This window comes from Gammaproteobacteria bacterium, from assembly GCA_016200485.1.
Classification (GTDB): domain Bacteria; phylum Pseudomonadota; class Gammaproteobacteria; order Tenderiales; family Tenderiaceae; genus JACQEP01.
On record JACQEP010000012.1, the window covers coordinates 17,229 to 42,671 of the forward strand.

Consider the following 25,443-nt stretch of genomic DNA (forward strand, 5'->3'; position numbering starts at 1 on the left):
TAGCGGGCTTAAGGTCTATTCCGGGATATCGGAATTAGACGTAATAAAGCGAATAAAAAATCACACTTTTCTGCCACGTCCAAACTGCACAATCTCTGCAGTGATTGTGGTCAGCGAGACAGACCGTTCCACAGCGCCCATTTTGACTGCTTCTTTCGGCATGCCATAGACTACACATGTTTCCTCATCCTGACCGAGTGTTACGGCGTTGGCATCGCGCATTTCCTTGAGTCCACGTGCCCCATCATCACCCATGCCGGTCATGATGATGCCCAGTGCGTTTTTCCCGGCATATTTGGCCACCGAACGAAACAATACATCCACAGATGGGCGATGGCGATTGACCAGTGGGCCGTCAATGACCTCGACCTTGTACTGGGCGCCACTTAATTTGAGTAACATGTGTTTCCCTCCGGGGGCGATCAATGCACGCCCTGGAATAACACGATCGCCGTTCACGGCCTCTTTGACCTCAATCTGGCATATGCTATTTAGCCGTTCGGCAAATGACGCGGTAAATTTTTCCGGCATATGCTGCACAATGACGATCCCTGGACAAACACGTGGCAACGCGCTCAACACCACCTCCAGCGACTGAGTTCCACCTGTGGACGTACCGATGGCCACAACGCAATCCGTTGTCTCGCTCATCGCCACGCTGACGGCGGGAATAATGGCATCCGCACTCAATTTCTTGGACACTACAGGAGAGACAGCGGATTTCAGATTCTTGATATTCACCTGGACGGCGGCCTTGACAGCATATACTAAATCTTCCGAACTATCCTCCAGAAAACGCTTCAGATTCATCTTCGGCTTGGTGACAACACTCACCGCACCGGCCTCAAGCGCCTGCATCGACGTTACGCTACCCTTCTCGGTAAGCGTGGAGCAAATCACCACCGGAGTCGGCCGCTCGGCCATGATCTTTTTCAAAAAGCTGATGCCGTCCATGCGCGGCATTTCGACATCCAGCACAATCACATCTGGCCAATTACCGACCATCTTCTGCATGGCAAATAAGGGATCGGAGGCGACACCAATCACGTCGATTTGCGGATCATGACTGAGTACTTCTTGCAGTACCTGGCGTACCACAGCTGAATCGTCGACAACCAGTACCTTGATCTTAGGCACGAATATCACCCCCGTTAATCATTATGGTATCGATATATGCCGCATCCATACGTCGCCGCTCCAGATATCGAAGATAATCTGACGATGACCAGTGCCGCCCACATGCTCTGCACTAATCTTCAACCCGTGCTGTTTCAAAATCTCCCGCCCAAGAGTGACATTTCTGCACGAAACATGGGCACATGTCTCGCCCAAACACCCGAATGCCGGGAGCTGACAAGAACGATCCTTAGGAAACATGTTACCACCGCCAAAAACCTTGATGATGTAATCCTTTGGATCGGTTCTATTGCGATCAGCTTCTCGCAAAAAGATCGCAATGGCATCTTCGCCATACTTCGCATCGAGGTTTTTATCTGCACTTGCTGGCCGTGACGCCAGCATATAGTGGCACATAAAACCGACGAATCTTTTTGGATGCCAGGCCGTCATTGAAACGCATGACCCCAAAATAGTACGGATACGCGTATTCTCATCTCCGAAATAGCACTCGGCAGGCTGGAGAAATATTTCTATTATGTGTTTTGTCACTCTCACATGCAGTCACTCACAGCCTGCGATACACAGACGGCACCACGGTCGTCACACTATCCGCGATACCATTCAGACTTTCAGAATGCCCGATGAACAGATGACCACCAGGTTTCAGTTGCTGCAACAATCTGTCCACCACCTGACGCTTGGTATCCGTATTGAAATAGATCATGACATTGCGCAGAAAGATGACATCGAATTCACCAAGCCGTGGCAGGGTTTGATTGAGGTTGATTTGCTGATAGCCGATCCGGCTGCGCAGGCGGCGGTCGATGATAAAGGTCCCCTCTTCCGGCCCAACGCCTTTCATGCAATATTTGCGCAGATAGGTCTCGGGGATCTCCTCCGCCTGCTCCAGCGCATACTGTCCGGCACGCGCCCGCTCCAGTACCCGGGTACTGAGATCAGAAGCCACGATGTCCCAGGCGGCATCGCCAAAGTGATCTGCCAATACCATTGCTAATGTGTATGGCTCCTGGCCACTGGAACAGGCCGCACTCCAGATACGAAACGGCTGACCGGTGCGATGCGGTACCAATATCCGTTCGCGCAAAAAATCAAAATGCTTGGGCTCGCGAAAAAAATGGGTTTCGTTCGTGGTCAGCAGATCGATTGCCACTTGCAGTTCGCCGGGATTTTGGCCATTACTCAATAGCTGAAAATATTCGCCATAGCTCTTGAATCCGCACTTTTCTACCCGTTTTCCCAGCCGGCCACATACCAGATTTTTCTTGGCGTCGGACATATGAATACCCGCCAGTTCGTGCAGCAATCGACGGATCTGATTAAACTCCTGATCGGTGATTGTCGTTGCCAGCATGTTAGGCGACCGCCTCTCGCTTGATGCCCACACCCACTTCCAATTCTGCAAGCCAGTTGATAAACCTTTCGACATCGCTGCCCTGATAAATGGCACCATGTTGCGGACAGAGCATATCGATCTTCAGCTTCGATACGCGCTCACACCAGTCTACCTTCGCCTCATTCGAACCCATCCAGCGCTTATGAAACCCCTCGGCATGGCCGATGTGCCGATCGAAGTTTTCCACATACAGGCCATCCTCACCCGGCGGCATCATTGCTGCACCAATATCTCCCGAAAACAGGATGCGTGCCTTGGGATCGTATAAATGAAAATTTCCCGATGAGTGTAAATAATGCGCCGGGATTGCACGCAAGGTGAGCCCACCCACCATCAGCTCCATACCGTCATCCGGCATTTTGATGAAAGTTGAATCATTTCCGCCAAAATGAGGAATAAATCCGGCCCATAACCAGCTCAGATAACATTTGATATCAGGGTTGAAATCCAGCCACAGCCCCAAGGATGAAATAATGTCCGGATCTTGATGCGAAGCAAACAGATGGCGCACCTGATTAGGATCAAACTCGGCACTCAGCGCGGAAAAAACCGCCGGAAAAATTTCCATCCCACCCGGATCAGCGATGAGCAATTCCTTGCCGTGGGCGATCACGTACTCGTTGGTGTCGATCACGTAATTCGGTTTCGCCGGGTCGCGGGCGATCACCGCCCACTTGTGACTGCCTTGCTGATAAATCAACTGCGACTTCTTCATTGAGATTCTCCGAACTTAAGGTTTTGGACTCTAATAATTTTTCCAGCGACTTTATGGCATCCTCAATACATCCCACGGTGACCTCGACCTCCATCGCTACCTGGGTCAACTGTTTTGCCAGCGACCCGCCATGGACCGCCTCGATGCGTGCAGCACGGGATATTATCGTGCCTACGGTACAGCTGCGGCGTATCTTGGCCAAACAACTCAAAAGCTGATCACGCAACCCCGAAATCAACTGGTTTGACGCTGTCCTTTCGGATTTATGACGCGTAACGATAATACGCGTGCGATCACTACAGGTATCATCCTTGGCCAGTTGATGGTAGTACTCAGCCAATCTGTCATGACGGCGCGCCACCGCCACTACGACCACCAGCTCCGACACCAGCGCCATCAATTCCGCCATGGAACCTTCGAGCTTGCGGCTGAAATGCCGCAGTTCACCAGACACCACCTGAAAGCCTCGCGCACTCTCACCCGATTGCCTTGCAATCAACATCGCGTTTAATGCCTTAAGCGCCACCTCGTTCGAAATATTAAGAATCTGTTTAATTCGCTCAGTAATTTCTACTATTTCGGTGAAGTTCAAACGTCATACCCTCTCTGTTATCAACTACGCTAACGTTCGAACGTTTTCTGGGTTCTTGTTGCGAAAAACATTTATTTAAGCATTAATTTTATTCAGCCCAACAACATCATGCCCGCATACGCGGGCATGACAATTTCAGAAAAACGACAACTAGTAACACCACTTCCAATCAATTCGTCTTAACCTCATCAGTCGGCATCTGTCCTCCCATGACCCCCAGCATCGACATCTCATCCACCGACAATACCTTGCCCACATTCAGAATGATCACGAATTTGCTGTTCACCTTGCCCATGCCGGCGATAAAATCGGCGCGGATCTTAGCCCCGAAGCTCGGTGCAGGCTCAACTTCGGAACCCGGGATTTCCAAAACTTCGCTGACCGAATCGACGGTGACGCCAATATCGTGTTTCCCACCCTCGCTTTCCACTTCGATGATGACGATGCAGGTGCGCCGCGTGACGGCCGATGTCTGCCGTCCGAAGCGTACGGAGAGATCGATCACCGGCACCACCGCACCGCGCAGATTGATTACGCCACGGATAAATTCAGGCATCATCGGCACCGACGTTAAACTGCCGTACTCGATAATCTCTTTAATATTGAGAATACCGATGGCGTACAGCTCACCGCCCAAAACAAAGGTAAGGTATTGACTCTGTTCATCATCAGCCCGCTGTGTCAGTGGGCCAGTCTTTTCGACTTTTGCCAATGTACTCATCACAACCCCCTAGAAACGCACGAAGTTGGCTTCTGAAAGTGTTTTTTCAGTAGTATTAGCAGCGATCACTTTGGGAGCAGAAGAAAGCTGAGTCATAGTAGCCGGATTTTTTGCAGATGGCTTAGCCACGCCACTGACCACCCCACCTTCAATGCGGAAGAAGGCCATCAATTGTTGTAATTGCTCTGCCTGGCCACTCATTTCCTCAGCCGTTGCCGCCAGCTCCTCCGAGGCGGATGCATTCTGCTGAGTTAATTGATTGAGCTGGCTCATCGCGGTGTTTACTTGGGCAACCCCCGTCGATTGCTCCTGGCTGGCGGCGGTAATTTCCTGTACCAGATCGGAAGTCTTGTTGATCGAGGGCACCATTTCATCGAGCAGCTTGCCAGCTTTCTCGGCCAATGCCACACTGCCCTTAGCCACCTCGCCAATTTCCTGCGCTGCGATCTGCGAACGCTCGGCCAGTTTACGGACTTCCGCAGCGACCACGGCAAAGCCTTTACCATGTTCACCCGCACGCGCAGCTTCAATGGCAGCATTGAGCGTCAGCAGATTGGTCTGATAAGCGATGTCGTCGATGATGCCAATCTTGTCGGCGATAGATTTCATCGCGGTCACGGTTTCTTTCACCGCACCACCGCCCTCCGTTGCTTCTTTAGCCGCCTTGGAAGCCATGCCGTCGGTGACCTTGGCATTTTCAGTGTTCTGCGCAATTGACGCGCTCATCTGTTCCACGGAGGAACTGGTTTCTTCGACACTGGCCGCCTGTTCATTAGACGCCTGCGACATCGATTGTGCCGTGGCAGAGACTTCTTCAGACGCTGAAGACAAACTATCTGCTGCCCCGCGTACTTCGCCGATGATTTGTGACAGCTTGGCGACCATGCTCTGCATCGCTTCCAGCAACTTGCCGGTTTCGTCTTTCGAGGTGACTTCGATCTTGGCCGTCAGGTCGCCTTGCGATAAGGCATTGGCCACGCCTACGGCTTCGTTCAGCGGTTTGGTGATACTGCGGGTGATCCAGAAAGCGATACTAGCGCCAAGCAGTACAGCGACTATCCCCATGACAATTATAATATTTCGAGAGTTATCATATTCCTCCTGAGCATCATGCCCAACCACCTTCATCAGCTCACTTTGATACTCGATCAAATCTTCAACCGCAGTCATATATACTTTTTGCTTGGGTCTAAGCTCAGAGAACAAAAATATCTTGGCGTCATTAATCTTGCTTTCACCCACCAACTTGATAAATTTTTCCTGATCACCCACATAGGCGCTACGTGTATCGACAACCGTTTTGAGCATCGCCTTACCCTTGTCACTCTTGATCATTGTTTCCAGCTTATCCAGCCGTTCCTTAATTTCTTTGCGCGATTGTTCGATCGTTTCCAGTTCACGACTGATTTCCTCCTTATCGTTTAAGAGCAGGATCTCGCGCATGGAAAGACCGATAACGTTTATATTGTCTATGATCTCATTGGCATAGGCCGTCTTTGGGTATTTGTCATTGACCATCTCTTCAATATTTCCATTCAAATCTGCCAGCCGATTGATGCCGATAAAAGCCACCGCCCCGAGCAGTATCAAAACGAGGCCGAAGCCCAACCCTAAACGCATACCGATTTTCATATTCCTGAACTTGAACATGTGTTGCTCCTTGTAATGAAATTTAAAAACATAATCCGATAAATTAAATTGATTGCAGACTGCCTGCCGAGGCCATGGTCCGCGCTTCATTCGCCCCAGCCCGATGCACCAGCGATGGCACATCCAGAATCAATGCCACTTCACCCGTGCCCAGGATCGTGGAACCTGCTATTCCCTTTAAACTTCCAAATAATTTGCCCAGTGGCTTGATCACGGTCTGAAACTCACCCAGCAGCTCGTCCACGACCAGACCGGCTTTTTGACCCCCGTATTGCATGACCACAATGTTTTCGCGTTTGGGGGGTGGCGCCTCCATCTCGAACAGATCGCGCAACCGGACATAGGGCAACACTTCACCGCGCAGATTGACGTAATTACGCTTGCCCGATGCTTCGCGATCGGCTTCATCGAGATCGACGCATTCCAGCACCATGTCCAGCGGTACTACATATGCCGCCTTACCGACACCCACCAGGAAACCGTCAATAATGGCCAGTGTCAGTGGCAGACGAATACGCACCATGGTGCCAACACCTTCCTCGCTATCCAGTTCGACAGTGCCACGCAGCGCTTCGATGTTGCGGCGCACGACATCCATACCCACGCCACGACCGGAGAGATTGCTGACTTGATCCGCAGTGGAAAAACCGGGCTCGAAAATGAGCTGGTAGATTTCGTGATCGCTGAGGATTTGCCCCTCAGCGACCAAGCCTTTTTCAACAGCCTTGGCGAGAATTTTGTCCTTTTTCAGGCCACCGCCATCGTCACTGATTTCGATAACGATACTGCCGGAGTCGTGATAGGCATTGAGCTTGACAGTCCCTTTTACCGGTTTGTCATGTGCGGCACGCACAGTCGCGGGTTCGATGCCATGATCCATGGCATTGCGCACCAGATGGGTGAGTGGATCACCGATTTTCTCAACTACTGTCTTATCGAGTTCAGTCTCTGCACCCACTATCACCAGCTCGATATCTTTGCCTAGCTCCTTGGAAATATCACGCACCACACGTTGAAAACGATTAAACGTCTCGCCGATCTGCACCATGCGCAATTGCAAGGCGCTGTCGCGAATTTCTTCCACCAACCTGGAAACTAACGATGTCGATTCCTGCATCGCAGAATCCCCGCTGCGCTGTGCCAGCATATTGACGCCCGCACCGGCGATGACCAGTTCACCGACAAGATTGATCAGTGCATCCAGCTTGTCAGCCTGAACTCGCACCAGTTTCGATTCCGTGGCCTTGTGTTCCTTGATTTGTTTCTGCTTGTCCAGTGCGCCATCGACAATCCCTTTCTGTATGCAGTGTTGCTCGACCAGGATTTCGCCGATTAGCCGTGCGTTGCCGGCCTCCTGTTGCTGCTGGGCGCGCAAGCCTTCTTCCAGTTCCTGACGGGTCAGCGCGCCACTGGCGATTAGAATCTCGCCAATGCGTACATCATGTTCAGGCAAGGCTTTGATCAGCGAGACGTAGTGTTCGATCTGACTATGTGGCGGCAGAATATGCAGCGTGCAGTCATGGCGGACAAAATCAAACACATTCTCGATATTCTGTTTATCGGCATCAGAACGCAAGTCAATCTCAAACCCCAGATAACACGATTCAGGATCCATGGTTTCGAAATCCGGCATTGCGTCATCCAGCGTAGTCACCGACACAAGTTCGCCGACTTTGCCCAGGTAACGAATGAACGAGAGCGGATCCATGCCGTCCTTCAGTACACCGTGTCCAAAGCGCAATGACAAATGCCAGGTGTCACTGGCCACGGCACCGCCGCCACTCGCCTCGGCCTTGGTCTCGTGCATGGCAGGTGCCGGGTGACTTGCTGCTGCAACCGGCGCCGCTGGCACCCCCAGAAACGTGCGCAGTTTGGCCACCAGTTCCGCACCCCGGGCCTGTAACTTGGCATCAAGATTCATATTCGGAATCAGATCCAGCAGCACGGCGATATGATCACAACACTCGAGCAATACCGCCGCCAGGCCGGGGGTGACCATGAGCTGACCGTCACGCACTTGATCCAGCACATTCTCCGCCACGTGGGTAAAGGCAACGATGGGATCCAGGCCAAACAGCCCGGCAGACCCTTTGATGGTGTGCGCCGAACGGAACATGGCATTGACCATGTCGTCGTCGGCAGGATCGGTCTCCATCCGCAGCAGGATGTTTTCCATGTCCTGCAACAGTTCGCGGCTTTCGGCAACGTAGGTTTACAGCGCTTGATCCATATTCATTGATTGTTTCTCCTGGTAGTTCTTACTGTTTGTGCCTTACATCACCATCGGATCGCCGAAGTAGCTCGCCAGATTGCAGACGTCGATCACCTCGATCACGGCGGGACTGTGGGCCGTCAGCCGCAGCGTTGACTTATGCTTGCGCGCTTCACGCCTGATGAACATCAGCAATTGCAACCCGGCGGTATCGATTTCGGTGACACCGGAAAGATCGATTTCTGTCTCATGCGAATGGTTGACAGGCATCAAATTATTTTTGAGTTCGAGCGCGGTGTAAATGGTCATCTCACCTTCAATGCGAATCTGGCCACCATTGTTGATCTTCACGTTCACTGTCATGCGCGCATTCTCCGGTTGGCGTAACGATTGAAGTACCGATCAGGGCGCAATCAGCTTGGACACCGCCGCCAGCATCTGGTCGGGCTGGAATGGCTTGACCACCCACGCCTTGGCACCGGCGGCTTGGCCTTCGGCCTTTTTCCCTTCCTGGGATTCGGTCGTCAGCATAATCACTGGGGTGAATTTGTAATTGGCCAGCTTTTTGAGTTCTTTGACAAAGGTGATGCCGTCCATATTGGGCATGTTCACATCGCTGATGATGAGATGGATCTTGTCACCGTTGAGCTTGGCCAGCGCATCTTTGCCGTCACAGGCTTCGATGACGTTGTAACCCGCGCCTTTGAGGGCGATCCCCACCACCTGTCGCACCGAGGCGGAATCATCAACAATCATTACTGTTTTGCCCATAGCAGTCTCCTTAGCGAATATTCAGTTGCCTTATTTAGAAAAATGTAATCTCCACGTTTTTGGCCACAGCCTTTTCGCCACGATGGGTATTGCGTTCCTCAGCCATGGCGTAGCTATTCTCCAGATCACTCATGATTGCGTTGACATCCAGCAGCGCTGGCGTTCCGCCCTGTTCCAGCACGGTCACGCTATCGCGCACCTGATTGGATAGCGTGATTGCATGATCGCGCACATGCGCCAGAATCTGGCTGACACGATCCTGAAATTGCAGATAGACCAGCGATTCGGCGATTTCGGCCTGTATGCCCATGCTTTCAGTGCGCAGCACCTCGCCGGATTCCACCAATGAACTGGTACTTTGCCTGAAATCAGCGAGCACCTTATCGATGGCCTGTTCGGCGGTGGCCAGCGATGCCGACTCTTGTTGTGTCGATTGCTGCGCCGTAAGCACCGCTTCATTGATTGCTTTGCTGATCGTTTCAACTTGCTCTTTAATTCGTGTCCCTATTTGCATAGAGCGAGTAGACAAGGTACGCACTTCATTAGCGACCACGGCAAACCCTCGCCCTGCATCGCCGGCCCGGGCGGCTTCAATCGCGGCGTTAAGTGCCAGCAGGTTAGTCTGCTCGGCGATACTCGATACGTCTGTCGCCATCTGTTTCAACTCACCCGTAAACTGCATCAACCCATTAATCTCGCTCAACATCTGTTCCTTGTTTGCCAACATGGTGCGCAAAGAACTGATGACTTCATTCAGTTCACGCTCGCTCTGGGACAAGATAGCAACCACGCCGTGGTTATCACCTGATCCAGTAGTGCCTAGCGCTGCCCCAAGACGATCAACTATCGCTGAAAATCTCGACGTCAGCGCGGAGATCTCCTGCTCCATCTGGCTGCGTGCAAGCTCTATCTGTCGTGACCATACCGGCATCACCTGCACACACAGTGTGTCTACGCCCACCAGGAATTTCGGCATTGCCACAATGCGTCGCTCAAATTCAGTTTCAACTGCATGCTTAATGGCAGCGATGACTTTATTCACATGCCAATTCATTAGTGCGCCAACCATGGCGCCAGCTATCACTCCTACCAGTGCCCACCACCCGCCATCGCCGGCATAAATTGCCGTGATCCCCGCAATGAGCCCCAGCATCAGTGGCCCACCAAACAGTACATATTTATTGGTCATTTGATTCTCTGTATTATTCAAGGCTCTTTGACTTCCGGCTCAGGCGCTTATCCCTGATTCCGGGCAACCACAGACATCCCCCGGTTGTAACTGAATCTTGCAAATTTATTTATCGGATGAACGGCAAATTAGTAAACATTGTAAATTGCATTGTTTAATCTGAATCGATTGTAGGATGACTCCTACATCTATCAAACACCTATCAAGGGAACTAATTATTAATGTTCGATTTATTAATGAGTTGGTGCTAAGCAGCCGGATGAAGATACGTCCCGGCAGAAATGAAATCTATGAAAATGTTGTGTATTCAGAAAACGTCCGTTTTGGTTACCATAAAATTATGCTGAATTGCGTAGCGCAGCAACTCGATACCCGAGTTCACGTTAGCTATCATGTTATCGATATGCGATTTCATCGAAGTTATATCGATAGTGTCGCTTATTATTAAATATTACTTATTTCATTGAGTTGTAAGCCCTGTATCACACACAAACCTTTTGTTCCCCAACAGGTTGCTGAACAATTGTGCAACATAGGCAGGGTGTCGCTCTGCATTATAAACAACACCTGCTATCCCAAGTATGAAAAGGAGGGGTTACTCGGGGCTTACGCCCCTCGCCCTGCAGGACGCCTTCGGTGTTTTCCCTCGCGCACATGTACTCGGTCGTCAAACCAACTTGTTGATCGAGGGTTCGAACCCTCTACTTCACGGGTAATTCGAGGCTGTGGGGAAAATTAAATAGAAAGGCGTAAATTGGCGGAGAGGGGGGGTTACTTGGGGCCTACGCCCCTCGCCCTGCGGGCCACCCTCGCTTCGCTCCGGCGTTCTTCGCTCGCGCTATCGCGCTCACTTGTCGAACCTGCTTTATAAATCGAGGGTTCGAACGCTTAATGACTAAGGGTTAGTTTTAGCACAACAGGAATATTTGAATACATGACTAAATTTGGCGGAGAGGGAGGGGTTCGAACCCTCGATACGTTGCCGTATACACACTTTCCAGGCGTGCGCCTTCAGCCGCTCGGCCACCTCTCCTTCTGGACTTTTGGTTCCCGCGAACGGGGACACCAAAGGGGCGAAAGGTTACCCCAACTCGCCCTTTGTTGCAATCCGAATGGGGTTAAAAATGACCTAAATGCCGGTCTGCTATGGAAAAGACATCTGAAAAGCCGTTAACTTATATGTTAAGAACCCTCAAGGAAGACGGCCGTGCCTGATCACTATCCCACCCTGGAACTCCGCTCCCCGCTCCGGGCTGCGCTCAACCGGGCCTACCTGGCTCCGGAAAACGAGCATCTTGCGGCGCTACTCGCCCAGCCGCTCATCTCTGCCGATGAGCAGTCCAGGATTCAAGATTTGGCCCAGCATCTGGTAATCGCTGTGCGCGAGCGAGGCATACAGCACCAGGGTGGCGTCGATGCCTTCATGCATGAATATGACCTCAGTTCGCAGGCGGGCGTGATGCTGATGTGCCTGGCTGAAGCCTTGTTGCGCATCCCCGATGCCGATACCGCCGACCGCTTGATTCGCGACAAGTTAACCCAGGCCGATTGGGATACGCACCTTGGCAATAGCCCTTCCCTGTTCGTAAATGCATCGACCTGGGGCTTGATGCTCACGGGCCAGATCGTGAAACTGGCTCCGGAAGTGGTGAATGATGCGCGTTCATTTTTGAATCGGCTGATCAGTGGCAGCGGCGAACCAGTGATTCGTCTTGCCGTGAAACAGGCGATGAAAATCATCGGCCATCAATTCGTGATGGGGCGCACCATTGAAGAAGCGCTGCACCGTAGCGAGCGCGATGAAAATAGACGCTATCGTCATTCCTTCGACATGCTGGGCGAGTCGGCACTCACTGCCGAAGATGCGGAGCGCTATCGCGAATCCTATTTGCAAGCAATCAAGACGGTTGGCACACATAAACAAGGTACTGATATCTTCGACGGGCCTGGCATTTCGGTAAAACTTTCAGCCCTGCATCCGCGCTATGAGATTTTCAAGCGTGATCGTGTCATGCGTGAATTAGTACCGGTATTGCTGGAGATTGCCCAGGCCGGTAAGGCAGCGGGCATCAATCTCACCATCGATGCCGAAGAAGCCGAACGCCTTGAACTGTCTCTGGATATTTTTGAGTGCGTACTGCGCGATTCATCGCTCAAAGACTGGGATGGACTGGGGCTTGCCGTACAGGCCTATCAAAAACGAGCACCGGATGTGATTGCCTGGCTGGCCGAACTGGCACGAAGCTCGGGGCATCGCATCCCCTTGCGCCTGGTCAAAGGTGCTTATTGGGATAGCGAAATCAAGCGGGCTCAGGAACGTGGATTGACTGAATACCCGGTGTACACCCGCAAAATTTCAACCGACACTTCTTATTTATATTGTGCGCGCACTATTCTTGGTGCCAAACAGAATTTCTATCCCCAGTTTGCCACGCACAATGCGCATACGTTAGCCAGCATTGTGGTAATGGCGGGCAACTATCGTGAGTTTGAATTCCAGCGCCTGCATGGCATGGGGGAAACACTTTATGATGTCGCACTCAATGAAGAAAAACTGGCGCCAAATTGCCGGGTTTATGCCCCGGTCGGTAGTCATAAGGATTTGCTGCCCTATCTGGTACGCCGGTTACTGGAAAATGGCGCGAATACCTCGTTTGTAAATCGAATCGTCGATCAGGATACGCCTGTTGAAGATATCGTGGCTGATCCTGTCCATGAATTGAAAATTCTGGATAACAAGCGTCATCCAAAGATTCCTCTTCCCGTGGATATTTATGGCTCTGGGCGGAAAAATTCACTAGGCTTCAATCTAGCCGATGGTGAAGTCACGCAATCATTGCTTAACGAAATCTCAGCTGCATCAAGCCACACCTGGAATAGCGGCCCGATTATCGGTGGCGAGCGTATTGAATCAAAATCGCGTGCGATCACTAATCCTACCAATCAGGATCAAATCATCGGCCACATGCATTTTGCCAATGATACCAATATTGAGCGGGCTCTTACCCTGGCGGCGGTCGCCGCCCCTGAATGGGGCCGTACACCCGCAGCACAACGGGCGGCGATTTTAGAGAAGGCGGCAGATTTGTTTGAAGAACATCGTAGCGAACTGATCGCGCTGTGCATCCGCGAAGGCGGCCGTACCCTCGTGGATGCCCTCAATGAAGTACGTGAGGCTATAGATTTCTGCCGCTACTATGCCCTGCTGGCTCGGCAAGAGTTTGATGCACCAAAACTCATGCCTGGCGTGACGGGTGAACGTAATGAATTACGCCTCTGCGGACGCGGCGTGTTTGTCTGTATCAGCCCCTGGAATTTCCCAGTTGCAATTTTCACTGGCCAAATCACTGCGGCACTTGCCGCCGGCAACAGTGTTATTGCCAAACCCGCTGGATTAACACCACTCTGTGCCGCACATGTTATCCAGCTTCTACATCAGGCGGGTATACCCGGCGATGTACTGCATCTGCTACCCGGCAGCGGCTCTGCTCTGGGTGCAAAACTGCTCAATGATCCAAGAATTTCAGGTGTGGCATTCACCGGCTCGACGGATACTGCGCGCCTGATCAATCAAACTCTGGCTCAACAAACAACAATCCTGCCCTTGATTGCTGAAACCGGCGGCCAGAATGTGATGATTGCCGATAGCTCCGCGCTGCCTGAACAAGTGATGCAAGATGCCATGATTTCCGCTTTTAACAGCGCGGGGCAGCGTTGTTCAGCGTTACGCGTACTATTTGTGCAACAGGAACTGGCGCCGCGCATTATCAAACTCATGCAAGGCGCAATGGATCAGTTACAAATCGGTGATCCTTCGTTGTTGGTCACTGATATCGGTCCAGTGATTAGTCATGGCGCGGTAGCCACTTTAAAACAACATGCAGACCGCATGGCCAAAGAAGCGACCTTGATTCATTCCGTGGTTTTACCCGCCGAATGCAGCCGAGGATCTTTCTTCGCCCCACGCGTTTATGAAATTGACAGTCTCGGCCGCTTGCAGGGTGAGGTCTTCGGACCGATTTTGCATGTCGTGCGTTATCAGGCCAACCATCTCAATCATGTCATCGATGCGATCAATAACGCGGGTTATGGTCTGACACTCGGTATCCATAGCCGTATCGATGCCACGGTGCGTTATATCAGTCAACGCGTGCGTGCCGGCAATACCTATGTCAATCGCAACATGATTGGCGCGGTCGTCGGCAGTCAGCCGTTTGGCGGAGAGGGGCTTTCCGGCACCGGGCCCAAGGCAGGCGGACCTCATTATTTACATCGGTTTGCGACCGAGCGGACGCTGACCATTAACACTGCGGCTGTCGGCGGTAATGCAAGTTTGCTGGCGATTGAGAAGTAAAAATTAATCACCACAGAGGCGCGGAGAACACAGAGAAAATCTTAGAATCAACCCTGGAGCATCGCATTTCATGCTCAATCAGCTTTGTGTCCTCTGTGCCTCTGTGGTAAATGATATTTGTCATTCAATAAACTCCAACGCATTCCCATCCGGATCGCGGCAAAACAAGGCGCGACGGCCGGATTTACTGAGCGTATATGCTGTTCCGGCCTGATCCAGGCGCTGCTGTAATTCCGTTAATGATGTCACCGCCAGGGCGACATGCCGATCGCGGCCACCATGCGCGGGTCGATTATCGATTGGGTCAGGGTTGGGCAAACGTAACAAATGAATTTGTTGTGACCCGACCCACAACCAGGCGCCGGGATAGCCAAGGTCTGGCCGAGCGGTATCCTCCTCCAGTTGCAGCACCCCACAATAAAAGGCCAGTGCCCGGTCCAAATCCTCGGTCAGGACGCTGGAATGCAAGATTGCGTGGATATTAGGCATATAGTTATTGACCCCGAGATAATAGATGCTCAAGATTCTAAACTTAATCGAACCCCCTCTCCCCCAGGGAGAGGGTTGGGGTGAGGGGATCAATGAATGATAGGATAACAACTTATTTTGATTCCCTCATCCTAACCTTCTCCCGGAGGGAAAAGAGACTGATGTGTTTAACAGCACGCTATTAACATAACTCTTCACGGAGCCTCACCATGCTAGGCGTATTCCTTGACCGCGATACCGTAGACCGGGGTGATCTTGATTTCAATAGTTTGGAAAATGTGGTGTCAGATTGGCAATTTTATGGGTTCAGCCGCCCTGCTGATTTAAGCACTCGCCTGGCAGATGCCGAGCTCGTCATCACCAACAAGGTCAAACTCGATGCCGATGCCTTCACCCTGGCACCCAAATTACGTTTGATCTGTGTCGCCGCCACCGGCACCAATAATGTCGATCTGGACGCTGCGCGCCGCCATGGCGTCGTCGTGAGCAATGTGCGTGGCTACGCCACGCCATCGGTGGCACAACATGTCTTTGCCTTGATGTTGTCGTTGTCGATTCATCTCGGCACATACCGCCGCGCGGTGATGAAGGGTGAATGGCAACGCAGCCCCTATTTTTGCCTGCTGGATTATCCGATACGTGAAATTGCGGGCCGCACCATCGGTATCGTCGGCTACGGTGAACTTGGTCGCGAAGTGGCGCGCTTGGCTGAGGCCTTTGGCATGAAGGTGCTGATCACTCAGCGTGCCGGAGTATCGCAACCTGGACGTTTGCCCTTGCATGAATTATTGCCGCAAGTCGATGTTCTGTCATTGCACTGCCCGCTGACACCGGAAACACGCAATTTGATTGGTGCCAAGGAGCTCGCCTTGATGAAACACGACGCACTGTTAATTAATACCGCACGCGGCGGCATCGTGGATGAGAAAGCTTTGGCCGAAGCCTTACGCGAAGGCCGCCTTGGTGGCGCGGGAATCGATGTGCTGAGCGAAGAACCGCCAATGCGCGGCAACCTGTTATTGGAGAATGACATTCCGAATCTGATTGTGACGCCACATATCGCCTGGGCCAGCCACGAATCACGCCAACGGCTGGTGAATGAAATGGCGCTCAACATTGCCGCGTTCCTTGCGGGCACACCGCGCAACAGCGTAACCGCGTGACGCCCCCTCCCCCGCTCTATCTTGCTATCGATCAGGGTGGTCATGCCAGTCGCGCCTTAATTTTCGATACTACTGGTAAAGTCGTTGCTGCTGCTGAATGCGCAGTGACCACCTACACACCCGAAACGGATTGGGTAGAGCATGACAGCGAGGAGATGATCACCTCGATTGAGAATGCTATTCACGAAGCAGTCACGCAGGCCGGGGCGCGTCAATCACAAATTGTTGCCGCTGGACTGGCGACACAACGCTCCAGCATCGTCTGTTGGGATAAAAGTTCGGGTCGTGCCTTATCGCCAATCATCAGTTGGCAGGATCGGCGTAATGCGCAATGGCTGGCGCAATTATCGCTCGATCAACAATCATTGCATGATCTTACCGGGCTTTTCGCCTCACCCCATTACGGCGCCAGCAAGATCCGCTGGTGTCTGGATCACCTGGCTGAAGTACAACGCGCGTTTACGCAACAGCGGCTAGTCATCGGCCCGATGGCGAGTTATGTCATACAGCGACTGACACATCGCTCAGCCCCCGTCACCGATCCGGCAAATGGTTCCCGTACCTTGCTGCTGAATCTAGCCCATTTAAATTGGGAACCGAAATTGTTAATGCAATTCGGCATTCCTCTCGAAATTTTGCCGCACTGCGTTCCCAGCCGCCACGCATTTGGTGAAATTGAGGTAAATGGCTTGCACATACCACTGACGGTAGTCACGGGCGACCAATCAGCAGCCATCTTTGCCTGGGGCAAGCCGAACACGAATGCCGCTTATGCCAATCTGGGAACCGGTGCTTTCATTCAACGAATCCTCAGCCAACCACTGCATCACCCACACCTGTTGAGCAGCATCGTTTACAGCGATCAGGCGACCACTTACGCCTTGGAAGGCACGGTCAATGGCGCGGGCCGGGCATTGCAATGGTTCAGTGAACAAGAGCAGATTCTCAACCTTGAAACTCAACTGCCGCGCTGGCTGGAACAAATCGATAATCCGCCACTGTTCATCAATGCCGTCTCCGGACTCGCCGCTCCCTATTGGCGGCCTGACCTGCAATCTGAATTCATTGGTGACGCGGATAACGCACATAAAACCGTCGCCGTCGCGGAAAGCATCATATTTCTGCTGCAACGCAATCTGGAGGAATTGGAAACCATGCTTGCCCCCTCACGGGAGATTATCGCCAGCGGCGGACTGGCGCAGCTCGATGGCCTGTGCCAACGGCTTGCCGATCTGAGCCAAAAAACACTGCTCCGCCCACAAGCCCATGAAGCCACTGCCCAGGGGCTGGCATGGCTGATTGCGGGTCAACCAAGCAAATGGGCTAGCTTATCTGAGGCTAATCGCGTCGAACCGCGCCCCGCTTCCGCTTTGCAACAGCGTTACCATCGCTGGCGTGCGACATTAGAGGACCGAATTTCCTAAGTCTCTCTCTTATCCATTGACTAAGCGCCTGGTTTAAGGTCATATTTAGCGCAGGGACTGTGTCTTATCGGACGGGCAATGGAATCACCCATACTGATCGCACACCGGGGTTATGCAAAACGTTACCCCGAAAACACTTTGGTCAGCATCGAGGCTGCCTTATTGGCAGGCGCGAACTGCATTGAGTTCGATGTCCAATTCACCAGTGACGGCATCCCCGTCGTTCTGCACGATGCCAGCCTGAAACGCACTACCGGCGTGAATAAGCGCATCTTCACGGTTGATGCCGCATCCCTTGGCAACATTGTCGTCAACGAAGCCAAGGAACACCCGAAAAAATTTGCCAATGTCGGCATTCCCACGCTGGAATCCGTGGTGCGCTTGTTATCGCAGTGGCCCAAAGCCAAAGCCTTCGTTGAGATCAAGCAAGAATCCATTGATAAGTTTGGTATCGAGCGGGTGGTGCGGACACTCATCGGATCCTGCCAGCCGATTATGGATCGCGCCATACTCATCGCGTATGACGCACTGGCCTTGCGCTGCGGTCGAGCGATGGGGTTCAAGTCTGTGGGCTGGATACTCAAAAAATATGACGCTGCGGGCCTGAGCATGGCGACCGAATTAGCCCCTGATTATCTGATCTGCAACTACACCAAGCTACCCAAAACGCTTGATAAACTGTGGCCAGGCCCATGGCAATGGGCCTTCTACGAAGTCACCCAAGCCAAAGTCGCCTATGAACTGGTGGGGAAAGGCGCAAAATATATCGAAACCATGGCCGTCAGTGAAATGCTAAAAGATCTGGCCCACAAGAAACACGCTTGCACTGTTGAATAAACAGTTTGATTTAGTTGTCGTTGGTGCCGGCATCCACGGCGCCGGCATCGCCCAGGCCGCCGCCGCGGGTGGTTATTCTGCTCTAATTCTGGAACAAAATGATATCGCCGCTGGCACCTCCAGCCGTTCCAGTAAATTGATCCATGGTGGTCTTCGTTATTTGGAAAGCGCACAGTTCAGCTTAGTGCGCGAATGTCTGCATGAACGCACCTTGCTGCTTAAACTGGCGCCGGAGCTGGTGCAACTTAAACCCTTTTTCATCCCCGTCTATCCCAACACAACACGCCGCCCCTGGCAATTACGCAGTGGACTCGCGCTTTACGCCACCCTAGGCAGTTTTGGCCCTGGCACACAGTTCCGCGCCGTACCACGCCGCGAATGGGATCAGCTCGATGGTCTGACGACTAATGGTCTGGAAAAAATTTTTCAATACCATGATGCACAAACCGATGATGCCGCGTTAACACGTGCAGTGATCAAATCTGCCCAACAGCTGGGCGCAGAATTATTGCTGCCTGCAACATTGATCAGCGCTGAATTAGAAAGCAATGGCGTGACCGTTAATTATCGCTACCAAGGACAGGAACACCGCTGCCACTGCCGGATGCTGATCAACGCTGGTGGTCCGTGGGTCAATAGGGTGCTGGATCTTGTCACACCCGCTGTCGATAAACTCGAAATCGATCTGGTGCAAGGCACTCACATTATTCTGGATAGCGAATTCAAATCCGGAATTTACTATGTCGAGGCGCCACAAGACCGGCGCGCGGTGTTTGCGATGCCGTGGTATGGCAAATTGATGGTCGGCACCACCGAAACATTTTATGACGGTGATCCTGCCAACGTGGTGCCGCTGGCAACAGAGATCGACTATTTACTCGAAGTGCTGGGCCACTACTTCCCCCGTTATCACGGCCTTCAGGCCAGTGATGTTGCACATGCCTTCGCTGGGCTGCGCGTATTGCCCAAGACCCAAGGCACTGCCTTTTCCCGACCGCGGGATACCGTGTTCCACTGCGATCGCCCCCACCAGCCGCGGCTGGTGACCATCTACGGTGGCAAACTCACCGCCTATCGCGCCACGGCAGAGAAATTCATGCTCCGTTTCGGCCCCACCCTGCCCACACGACACGCCGTGGCCGATACCCGTAACCTGCGCTTGTCGCCTGCCTGATGGAGGGGCGGGTTTGAAACCCGCCCCTCCCGCGTCCTTCGAGTTCACGCTGTTTTTAAGGTAAAATGCCTGCCTTTACCTATCTGGATAGAGGCAGGATCAATGAAGAGTTTGTGGAACGACCAGGAAGCCAGTCAGTATCAGGGCGATTTAGCCCTCCGCGTCTACACCTCTCGCCTGCTCGGCCGCGACAAGTCGCTGGTGCTGCACGGCGGCGGCAATACCTCGGTCAAAATTACTGAAAAAAATATTCTGGGGCAAGATGAAGCCCTGCTTTATGTCAAAGGCAGCGGTTGGGATCTGGAGACGATTGACGCACCCGGATTTGCACCGGTGCGCATGAACCACCTGCTGGCATTGGCCAAACTGGAACGGCTCAGCGATCCGCAAATGGTCAATGAACTACGTACCCATATGACCAACGCCAATGCACCGACACCCTCTGTCGAAGCCATTTTGCATGCGATCTTGCCCTACAAATTTGTCGATCACACGCATGCCGATGCAGTGGTCACCGTCACTAACACGCCTGACGGGTTGAAGCACATCAAGCAAATCTATGGCGACACGATGGTCATCATTCCTTACATCATGCCCGGCTTCGATCTGGCACGACTATGCGCCATCGAATTCGAGAAACAACGCAATGCCAAGACCATCGGCATGGTATTGCTCAATCACGGTATTTTCTCGTTCGGCGATAATGCCAAAGAAGCTTACGAGCGTATGATTTATCTGGTCAATCAAGCTGAAGAATTCCTGAAAGCCAAAAAGGCATGGGATTTATCATTACCGGCAACTACCGAAATCAAAACCGAACTGAGACACTCGCTGGCGGCACTGCGACAGCGAACCTCCAAGGCCTTCGGCAAACCCGTGATCCTGCGTAGCACACGCAATGCCGCGACCCTCGCCTTTGCTCAGCATCCAAAAATTGCAGACATCTCACAACAAGGCCCGGCAACACCGGATCATGTGATCCGCACCAAACGCCTGCCACAACTCGGCCGCGATGTCACAGCCTACTCTCAATCATACAAACAGTATTTCGATACTCACGCACCTAACGCACGCGAGCCGAAGACCATGCTTGATCCGGCGCCACGTGTCATACTCGATACCGAGTTTGGACTCTGCACTATTGGCCGCAGCGCAGGCGATGCTCAAATCGTTGCCGATATTTATGAGCGCACCATCGAAATCATCCTTCGCGCCGAAATGCTGGGCGGTTATCGCGCCCTGTCCGCCAAAGATATTTTCGACATGGAATACTGGGATCTGGAACAGGCCAAGTTGAAGAAAAGCGGCAAACCAACGGTATTCAGCGGTGAAGTCGCCTTGGTAACGGGCGCCGCCTCCGGCATCGGCAAGGCCTGTGTCGATTCACTGCTACAACGCGGTGCCGCTGTCGTCGGCCTCGACCTCAGCCCCGCCATCACCGAAATGCATCAACGCACGGATTATCTCGGCATCCGCTGTGACGTCAGCGATGAACAACAACTGCGCGATGCCCTCGAACAAACCGTGCGCGCCTTCGGCGGCCTCGACATGTTGGTGCTCAATGCCGGCATTTTTCCAGCGGGCTGCCGCATTGAAACGATCGCAACAGAGGAATGGCGCAAGGTGATGGCGATCAACCTCGACGCCAACCTGGCCCTGATGCGCGAGTCCCACCCACTGTTGAAACTTGCACCACAAGGCGGGCGCATTGCCATCGTTGGCTCCAAGAACGTCCCCGCGCCCGGCCCTGGCGCCGTCGCCTATTCGGCCTCCAAGGCAGCGTTAACCCAGGTGATGCGCGTCGCCGCACTGGAATGGGGACAAGACAACATCCGCATCAATAGCGTTCATCCGGATGCCGTATTCGATACTGCCATCTGGACCGACGAAGTCCTTGTAGCCCGCGCCAAACACTATGGCCTGACGGTTGAGCAATACAAACGCAAGAATATCTTGAAGACAGAAATCAGCAGCCGTGATGTTGCCGAGCTGGTCGTTGAAATGTGCGGGCCGTTGTTTGCAAAAACGACTGCAGCGCAGGTGCCGATTGATGGCGGCAATGAGCGTGTGATCTAAAAGTTTGTTGAGAAAACGCTTAATCCCTTTTTCCCTCCGGGAGAAGGCAAGGACGAGGGGATCATTCATGTAGGGGTGGGTTTAAAACCCGCCCCTACTACTTTTCCAATCAAGCACCCGCTGCCGGCAAACCATCCGTCCGCCGACGGCGAGCGGTTCTCTTTTCAATGGCAGTAGAAATCAATGGGGGCTTAGTCGACCACATCTGAGTCACTTCGTTTACCACTCGTGGCGAACCGAAGCAAGGCCCCGTCAGATAATCAAATCCCAGCTTCTGCAGAAGTGAAATCTGCGACGGATCTTCCACACCCTGCGCCATCACACGCGAACCCAGTGCATTTCCAAAACTCACCATTCCCTGCAAAACTCTATCTCCGACTATACCAGAGAAATCAGCATCGATAATCAGCGTATCGAATTGCATTTTTCCAAACCAGCTTATCGATGACGCCCCTTTGCCATAATGGCTCAGCGCCAGCCTCACGCCTAACCCGCGCAATGACGCCCACAAATCATGAGCAACTTCCTGGGATTCAAGCAACGCCCGCTCCGTGATCGACAACTGCAAGTAGGGCCCCTCAATCCCCGCCGATTCAAACAATGTCAGCAACAATTTGGGCAAATTCCTATCACAAAACTGCCACGAGGAAATCGCAACATTCACTGGCATGGGAGAAATTCCACTCTCTCGCCAACCAGAAATATCCTGACAAACTTTGCGCAACCACCATTCGCCCACGTTCCAGTTCAGCTCAGACTCATCGACAAAATCAAGAAACCCATTCAGCTCCACCCAACCATCCTTCGGATGCGACCAAAACATCAGCGAATCCAGCGAGTTCACCAAACCAGTTCTTGCATCGACGACCGGAACATATCTGACTTGTAATTGATCGGCGGCCAGCGCCTGAGTCAATGACCGCAACACGGACACCAGATCTTGGGTATGCTCACTAAAGTTGTGCCCTGCGTATCTGAAAGTAGCGCGCCCATTTTCCTTGGCTTCATACATCGCTGAATCGGCACACTTAATCAAGTCTTCTGCTGTTTCCCCGCAGCGCGGGTAGACGCCAATCCCGATGCTCGGTGTCACCGTTACCTTATGCCCATCAACTTCCAGCGCTGGTGTCAGCATATCAATCATCTTCTGCGCCACCACGGCACAAGCCTTCTCGGTCGAAATATCTTCAAGAATGACAGTGAACTCGTCGCCACCCAAACGGGCTACCGTGTCACTTTCACGCACGCATTTTTGCAAACGTACAGCAACTTCTTTCAAAACCTTGTCCCCAAAGTCATGCCCAAACCCATCATTGATCTGTTTGAAGTGATCCAGATCAAGAAACATCAAGGCCAAAGCAACTGGTTTCTGGCTTCGATGCGAACGGCTTATCGCCCGCTCCAATCGCTCACGAAACAATATCCGATTCGGCAATCCAGTTAATACATCATAGTGCGCTAGATAGGCCAGACGCTCCTCGCCACGTTTACGCTCAATGGCATATTTCAATGCGCGCACCAGCAGGTTTCCATCGCACTGACCCTTGATCAGATAATCCTGCACCCCAAGCTGCACTGCCTGCATCGCCCGCCGCTCACCCTTGGCTCCTGTCAATACCACAATAGGTAACCCAGGCGCGGCCTCCTGCAAACGGCTAATAATTTCCATCCCCTCGCCGTCGGGTAGCGACATATCCGCCAGAACAACATCAAATGACCGGTCTGCAATATCCTCCAATGCCGAACCCAGCAGCGCATGATGCGCCACCGAAAAAACACCCTGCGCCGCCTCGGCAAGAAATTCTCGCACCAGACGCGCATCACCAGAATTATCCTCGATCAACAGGACATCCACTGGTTTTATTGTTTGAAAGCTCTCTCTTGATGACATGCAATCAATCCGGCAAACGCACTATGGATAACCAAAACTCCTCAATACTCCTTACAACACCCAGGAATTTTTCATATTCAATCGGTTTTGTGATGTAACAATTGGCATGACAGTCGTAACTTTTCAATATGTCTTCTTCTGCGCGAGAGGTTGTCAATACCACTACGGGTATCCGGCGTAGTTCATGGTCATGCTTTAGTTCATCCAGAACCTCCCATCCATCTTTGCGTGGCAGGTTCAGATCCAGCAGGATCAAATCCGGTCGCTTCACATCGACATATTTCCCAGTGGCCCGCAGATAAGCAATCGCCTCTTCACCGTCATTGACCACGGCCAGCTTATTGCGCACCTTCCCTTCATGAAAAGCTTCTATCGTCAATCGTACGTCGCCTGGATTGTCCTCCACCAGCAGAATCTCGATTGCCCTCCCCGTTGCCAACGCCATTGACCGCATCCCCCAATTGTTTGCTGATCGTGAAATTGAACACTGAGCCCTCCCCAAATACGGACTCGACCCAGATTCTCCCTTTATGAAGCTCCGCAATCCTTTTGCATACCGCCAAACCGATCCCTGTTCCCGGATATTCATCCTTGGCATGTAGCCGTCTGAATACCTCAAATATTTTTTCATGATGCTTGGGTTCGATTCCGATTCCATTATCGGCAACGCTGAACCGCCAATAGTCGCCTTCATCGTGACAGGAAACATATATTTTCAATTGACTTTTAGAACGATATTTAATGGCATTTGAGATCAGGTTCTGAAACAGTTGAGTCAGTTCAATGGGCAAACCATACAACTTTGGCAGGGGCGAAGGTTCGATAATGGCATGACTTTCTTCGATATGAGGTTGAAGATTCGTCAGCGCTGTATGCAACATATCTTCAACATTGACTAGTCTATATTTAAACTCACCGCGACCGAGTCGTGAGTAATCAAGAAGGTCATTAATCAATGCCTGCATTCGATTGGCACCATCGACCGCATAATTAATAAATTCATCGGCATCGGCATCCAACTTGCCTTGATAGCGCCGGCCGAGCAATTGCACATAACTCGATACCATCCGCAATGGTTCCTGCAAATCGTGTGAGGCGACATAACCAAAACGCTCCAACTCCTTGTTAGAGCGCGCAAGGTCCTCCGCTTGGCGTTGCAACTGGCGTTCTTTCTGTTTACGTTCGGTCGCATCGCGAATGGAAACGATGATCGACAATTGCTGATCGATATACGCGGGACTTAGGCTGATTTCGACCGGCACAGATTTGCCATCGCGACGCACTGCTGACAATTCGGTCAGCAAACCCATGGGGCGGGCATTGGGATATTGATTGTAAGCTTCACGGTTCAAGACATGCCGCGCCCGCGCGGCTTGGGGAATCAAAATCTCAACCTTGGCACCGATTAACTCGTCGCGGGAATAACCAAACAAGGTCTCCGCCATGTTATTAACCAGGGTGATAGTGCCGTCGGCATCGACGATTAACTGGGCATCGGGGGCGCTATCAAATAAAACCTCCCCTAACCGCTCGATTGGCCTTTGGGGAATAGTATCGATTGGTTTCTTCTTGACCAATTGCGACCCCTGTCACGTGAACAACTGCCACGGACTCAAAGAAATCTTTATAATTGGCATCCGTTAATGGCACTT

At 52.3% G+C, this 25,443-nt stretch carries 18 protein-coding genes, 1 tRNA gene and 2 pseudogenes; 6 read left to right on the top strand and 15 right to left on the bottom strand.

The window, feature by feature from the left end:
* Positions 1-60 precede the first annotated feature (60 nt).
* From HY272_07930 to HY272_07980, 11 genes and pseudogenes are all read right to left on the bottom strand, one after another.
* Complete coding sequence (locus HY272_07930) at positions 61-1,137, bottom strand: chemotaxis response regulator protein-glutamate methylesterase (GenBank protein MBI3772612.1); 1,077 nt, start codon at positions 1,135-1,137, stop codon at positions 61-63.
* Positions 1,138-1,158: 21 nt separating this feature from the next.
* Positions 1,159-1,569: a chemotaxis protein CheD gene (locus tag HY272_07935; protein ID MBI3772613.1), complete on the bottom strand. Its 411-nt coding sequence runs from the start codon at positions 1,567-1,569 to the stop codon at positions 1,159-1,161.
* 115 nt (positions 1,570-1,684) lie between these two features.
* Entirely contained in the window at positions 1,685-2,491 is an 807-nt protein-coding gene (locus HY272_07940) for a protein-glutamate O-methyltransferase CheR (GenBank protein ID MBI3772614.1), read from the bottom strand.
* Between the two features lies 1 nt (position 2,492).
* Positions 2,493-3,248 (bottom strand): MBL fold metallo-hydrolase, encoded by a 756-nt coding sequence (locus tag HY272_07945; GenBank protein ID MBI3772615.1) that lies wholly within the window; start codon positions 3,246-3,248, stop codon positions 2,493-2,495.
* A 761-nt stretch (positions 3,249-4,009) separates the two neighbouring features.
* On the bottom strand, positions 4,010-4,561 hold the full coding sequence (locus HY272_07950) for a purine-binding chemotaxis protein CheW (GenBank protein ID MBI3772616.1): 552 nt from the start codon (positions 4,559-4,561) through the stop codon (positions 4,010-4,012).
* 9 nt (positions 4,562-4,570) lie between these two features.
* On the bottom strand, positions 4,571-6,211 hold the full coding sequence (locus tag HY272_07955; protein ID MBI3772617.1) for an MCP four helix bundle domain-containing protein: 1,641 nt from the start codon (positions 6,209-6,211) through the stop codon (positions 4,571-4,573).
* A gap of 43 nt (positions 6,212-6,254) precedes the next feature.
* A pseudogene (locus HY272_07960) lies at positions 6,255-8,441 on the bottom strand (chemotaxis protein CheA).
* A 42-nt stretch (positions 8,442-8,483) separates the two neighbouring features.
* Positions 8,484-8,786, bottom strand: a complete 303-nt coding sequence (locus HY272_07965; GenBank protein MBI3772618.1) for an STAS domain-containing protein — start codon at positions 8,784-8,786, stop codon at positions 8,484-8,486.
* 39 nt (positions 8,787-8,825) lie between these two features.
* The gene (locus HY272_07970) at positions 8,826-9,194 is read right to left on the bottom strand and encodes a response regulator (GenBank protein MBI3772619.1); all 369 of its coding nucleotides are present in this window, start codon (positions 9,192-9,194) and stop codon (positions 8,826-8,828) included.
* Between the two features lie 34 nt (positions 9,195-9,228).
* On the bottom strand, positions 9,229-10,383 hold the full coding sequence (locus tag HY272_07975) for a hypothetical protein (protein ID MBI3772620.1): 1,155 nt from the start codon (positions 10,381-10,383) through the stop codon (positions 9,229-9,231).
* Positions 10,384-11,328: 945 nt separating this feature from the next.
* A tRNA-Ser gene (locus HY272_07980) sits at positions 11,329-11,416 on the bottom strand.
* Positions 11,417-11,590: 174 nt separating this feature from the next.
* Between HY272_07980 and putA the strand changes: the two genes are divergently transcribed.
* Complete coding sequence (gene putA, locus HY272_07985; protein ID MBI3772621.1) at positions 11,591-14,737, top strand: bifunctional proline dehydrogenase/L-glutamate gamma-semialdehyde dehydrogenase PutA; 3,147 nt, start codon at positions 11,591-11,593, stop codon at positions 14,735-14,737.
* A gap of 120 nt (positions 14,738-14,857) precedes the next feature.
* Here putA and HY272_07990 read toward each other — a convergent pair whose 3' ends face one another.
* Positions 14,858-15,226, bottom strand: a complete 369-nt coding sequence (locus HY272_07990) for a VOC family protein (GenBank protein MBI3772622.1) — start codon at positions 15,224-15,226, stop codon at positions 14,858-14,860.
* 209 nt (positions 15,227-15,435) lie between these two features.
* Here HY272_07990 and HY272_07995 point away from each other — a divergent pair, with 209 nt between their 5' ends.
* From HY272_07995 to HY272_08015, 5 genes are all read left to right on the top strand, one after another.
* Complete coding sequence (locus tag HY272_07995; protein ID MBI3772623.1) at positions 15,436-16,389, top strand: 2-hydroxyacid dehydrogenase; 954 nt, start codon at positions 15,436-15,438, stop codon at positions 16,387-16,389.
* Positions 16,386-17,813, top strand: a complete 1,428-nt coding sequence (locus HY272_08000) for a hypothetical protein (GenBank protein ID MBI3772624.1) — start codon at positions 16,386-16,388, stop codon at positions 17,811-17,813. Before HY272_07995 ends, HY272_08000 begins: the two co-directional genes overlap by 4 nt.
* A gap of 78 nt (positions 17,814-17,891) precedes the next feature.
* The gene (locus HY272_08005) at positions 17,892-18,650 is read left to right on the top strand and encodes a glycerophosphodiester phosphodiesterase (GenBank protein ID MBI3772625.1); all 759 of its coding nucleotides are present in this window, start codon (positions 17,892-17,894) and stop codon (positions 18,648-18,650) included.
* Positions 18,643-19,824: an FAD-dependent oxidoreductase gene (locus tag HY272_08010; protein MBI3772626.1), complete on the top strand. Its 1,182-nt coding sequence runs from the start codon at positions 18,643-18,645 to the stop codon at positions 19,822-19,824. The genes HY272_08005 and HY272_08010 overlap by 8 nt, the downstream gene beginning before the upstream one ends.
* Positions 19,825-19,926: 102 nt before the next feature.
* On the top strand, positions 19,927-21,900 hold the full coding sequence (locus HY272_08015) for a bifunctional aldolase/short-chain dehydrogenase (protein ID MBI3772627.1): 1,974 nt from the start codon (positions 19,927-19,929) through the stop codon (positions 21,898-21,900).
* 109 nt (positions 21,901-22,009) lie between these two features.
* Here the strand turns inward: HY272_08015 and HY272_08020 are convergent, their stop codons facing one another.
* From HY272_08020 to HY272_08030, 3 genes and pseudogenes are all read right to left on the bottom strand, one after another.
* Complete coding sequence (locus HY272_08020; protein ID MBI3772628.1) at positions 22,010-23,791, bottom strand: diguanylate cyclase; 1,782 nt, start codon at positions 23,789-23,791, stop codon at positions 22,010-22,012.
* Positions 23,792-23,795: 4 nt separating this feature from the next.
* Complete coding sequence (locus tag HY272_08025; protein ID MBI3772629.1) at positions 23,796-24,236, bottom strand: response regulator; 441 nt, start codon at positions 24,234-24,236, stop codon at positions 23,796-23,798.
* A pseudogene (locus HY272_08030) lies at positions 24,148-25,311 on the bottom strand (PAS domain S-box protein). The gene HY272_08025 and the pseudogene HY272_08030 overlap by 89 nt, the downstream one beginning before the upstream one ends.
* Between the last annotated feature and the right edge of the window lie 132 nt (positions 25,312-25,443).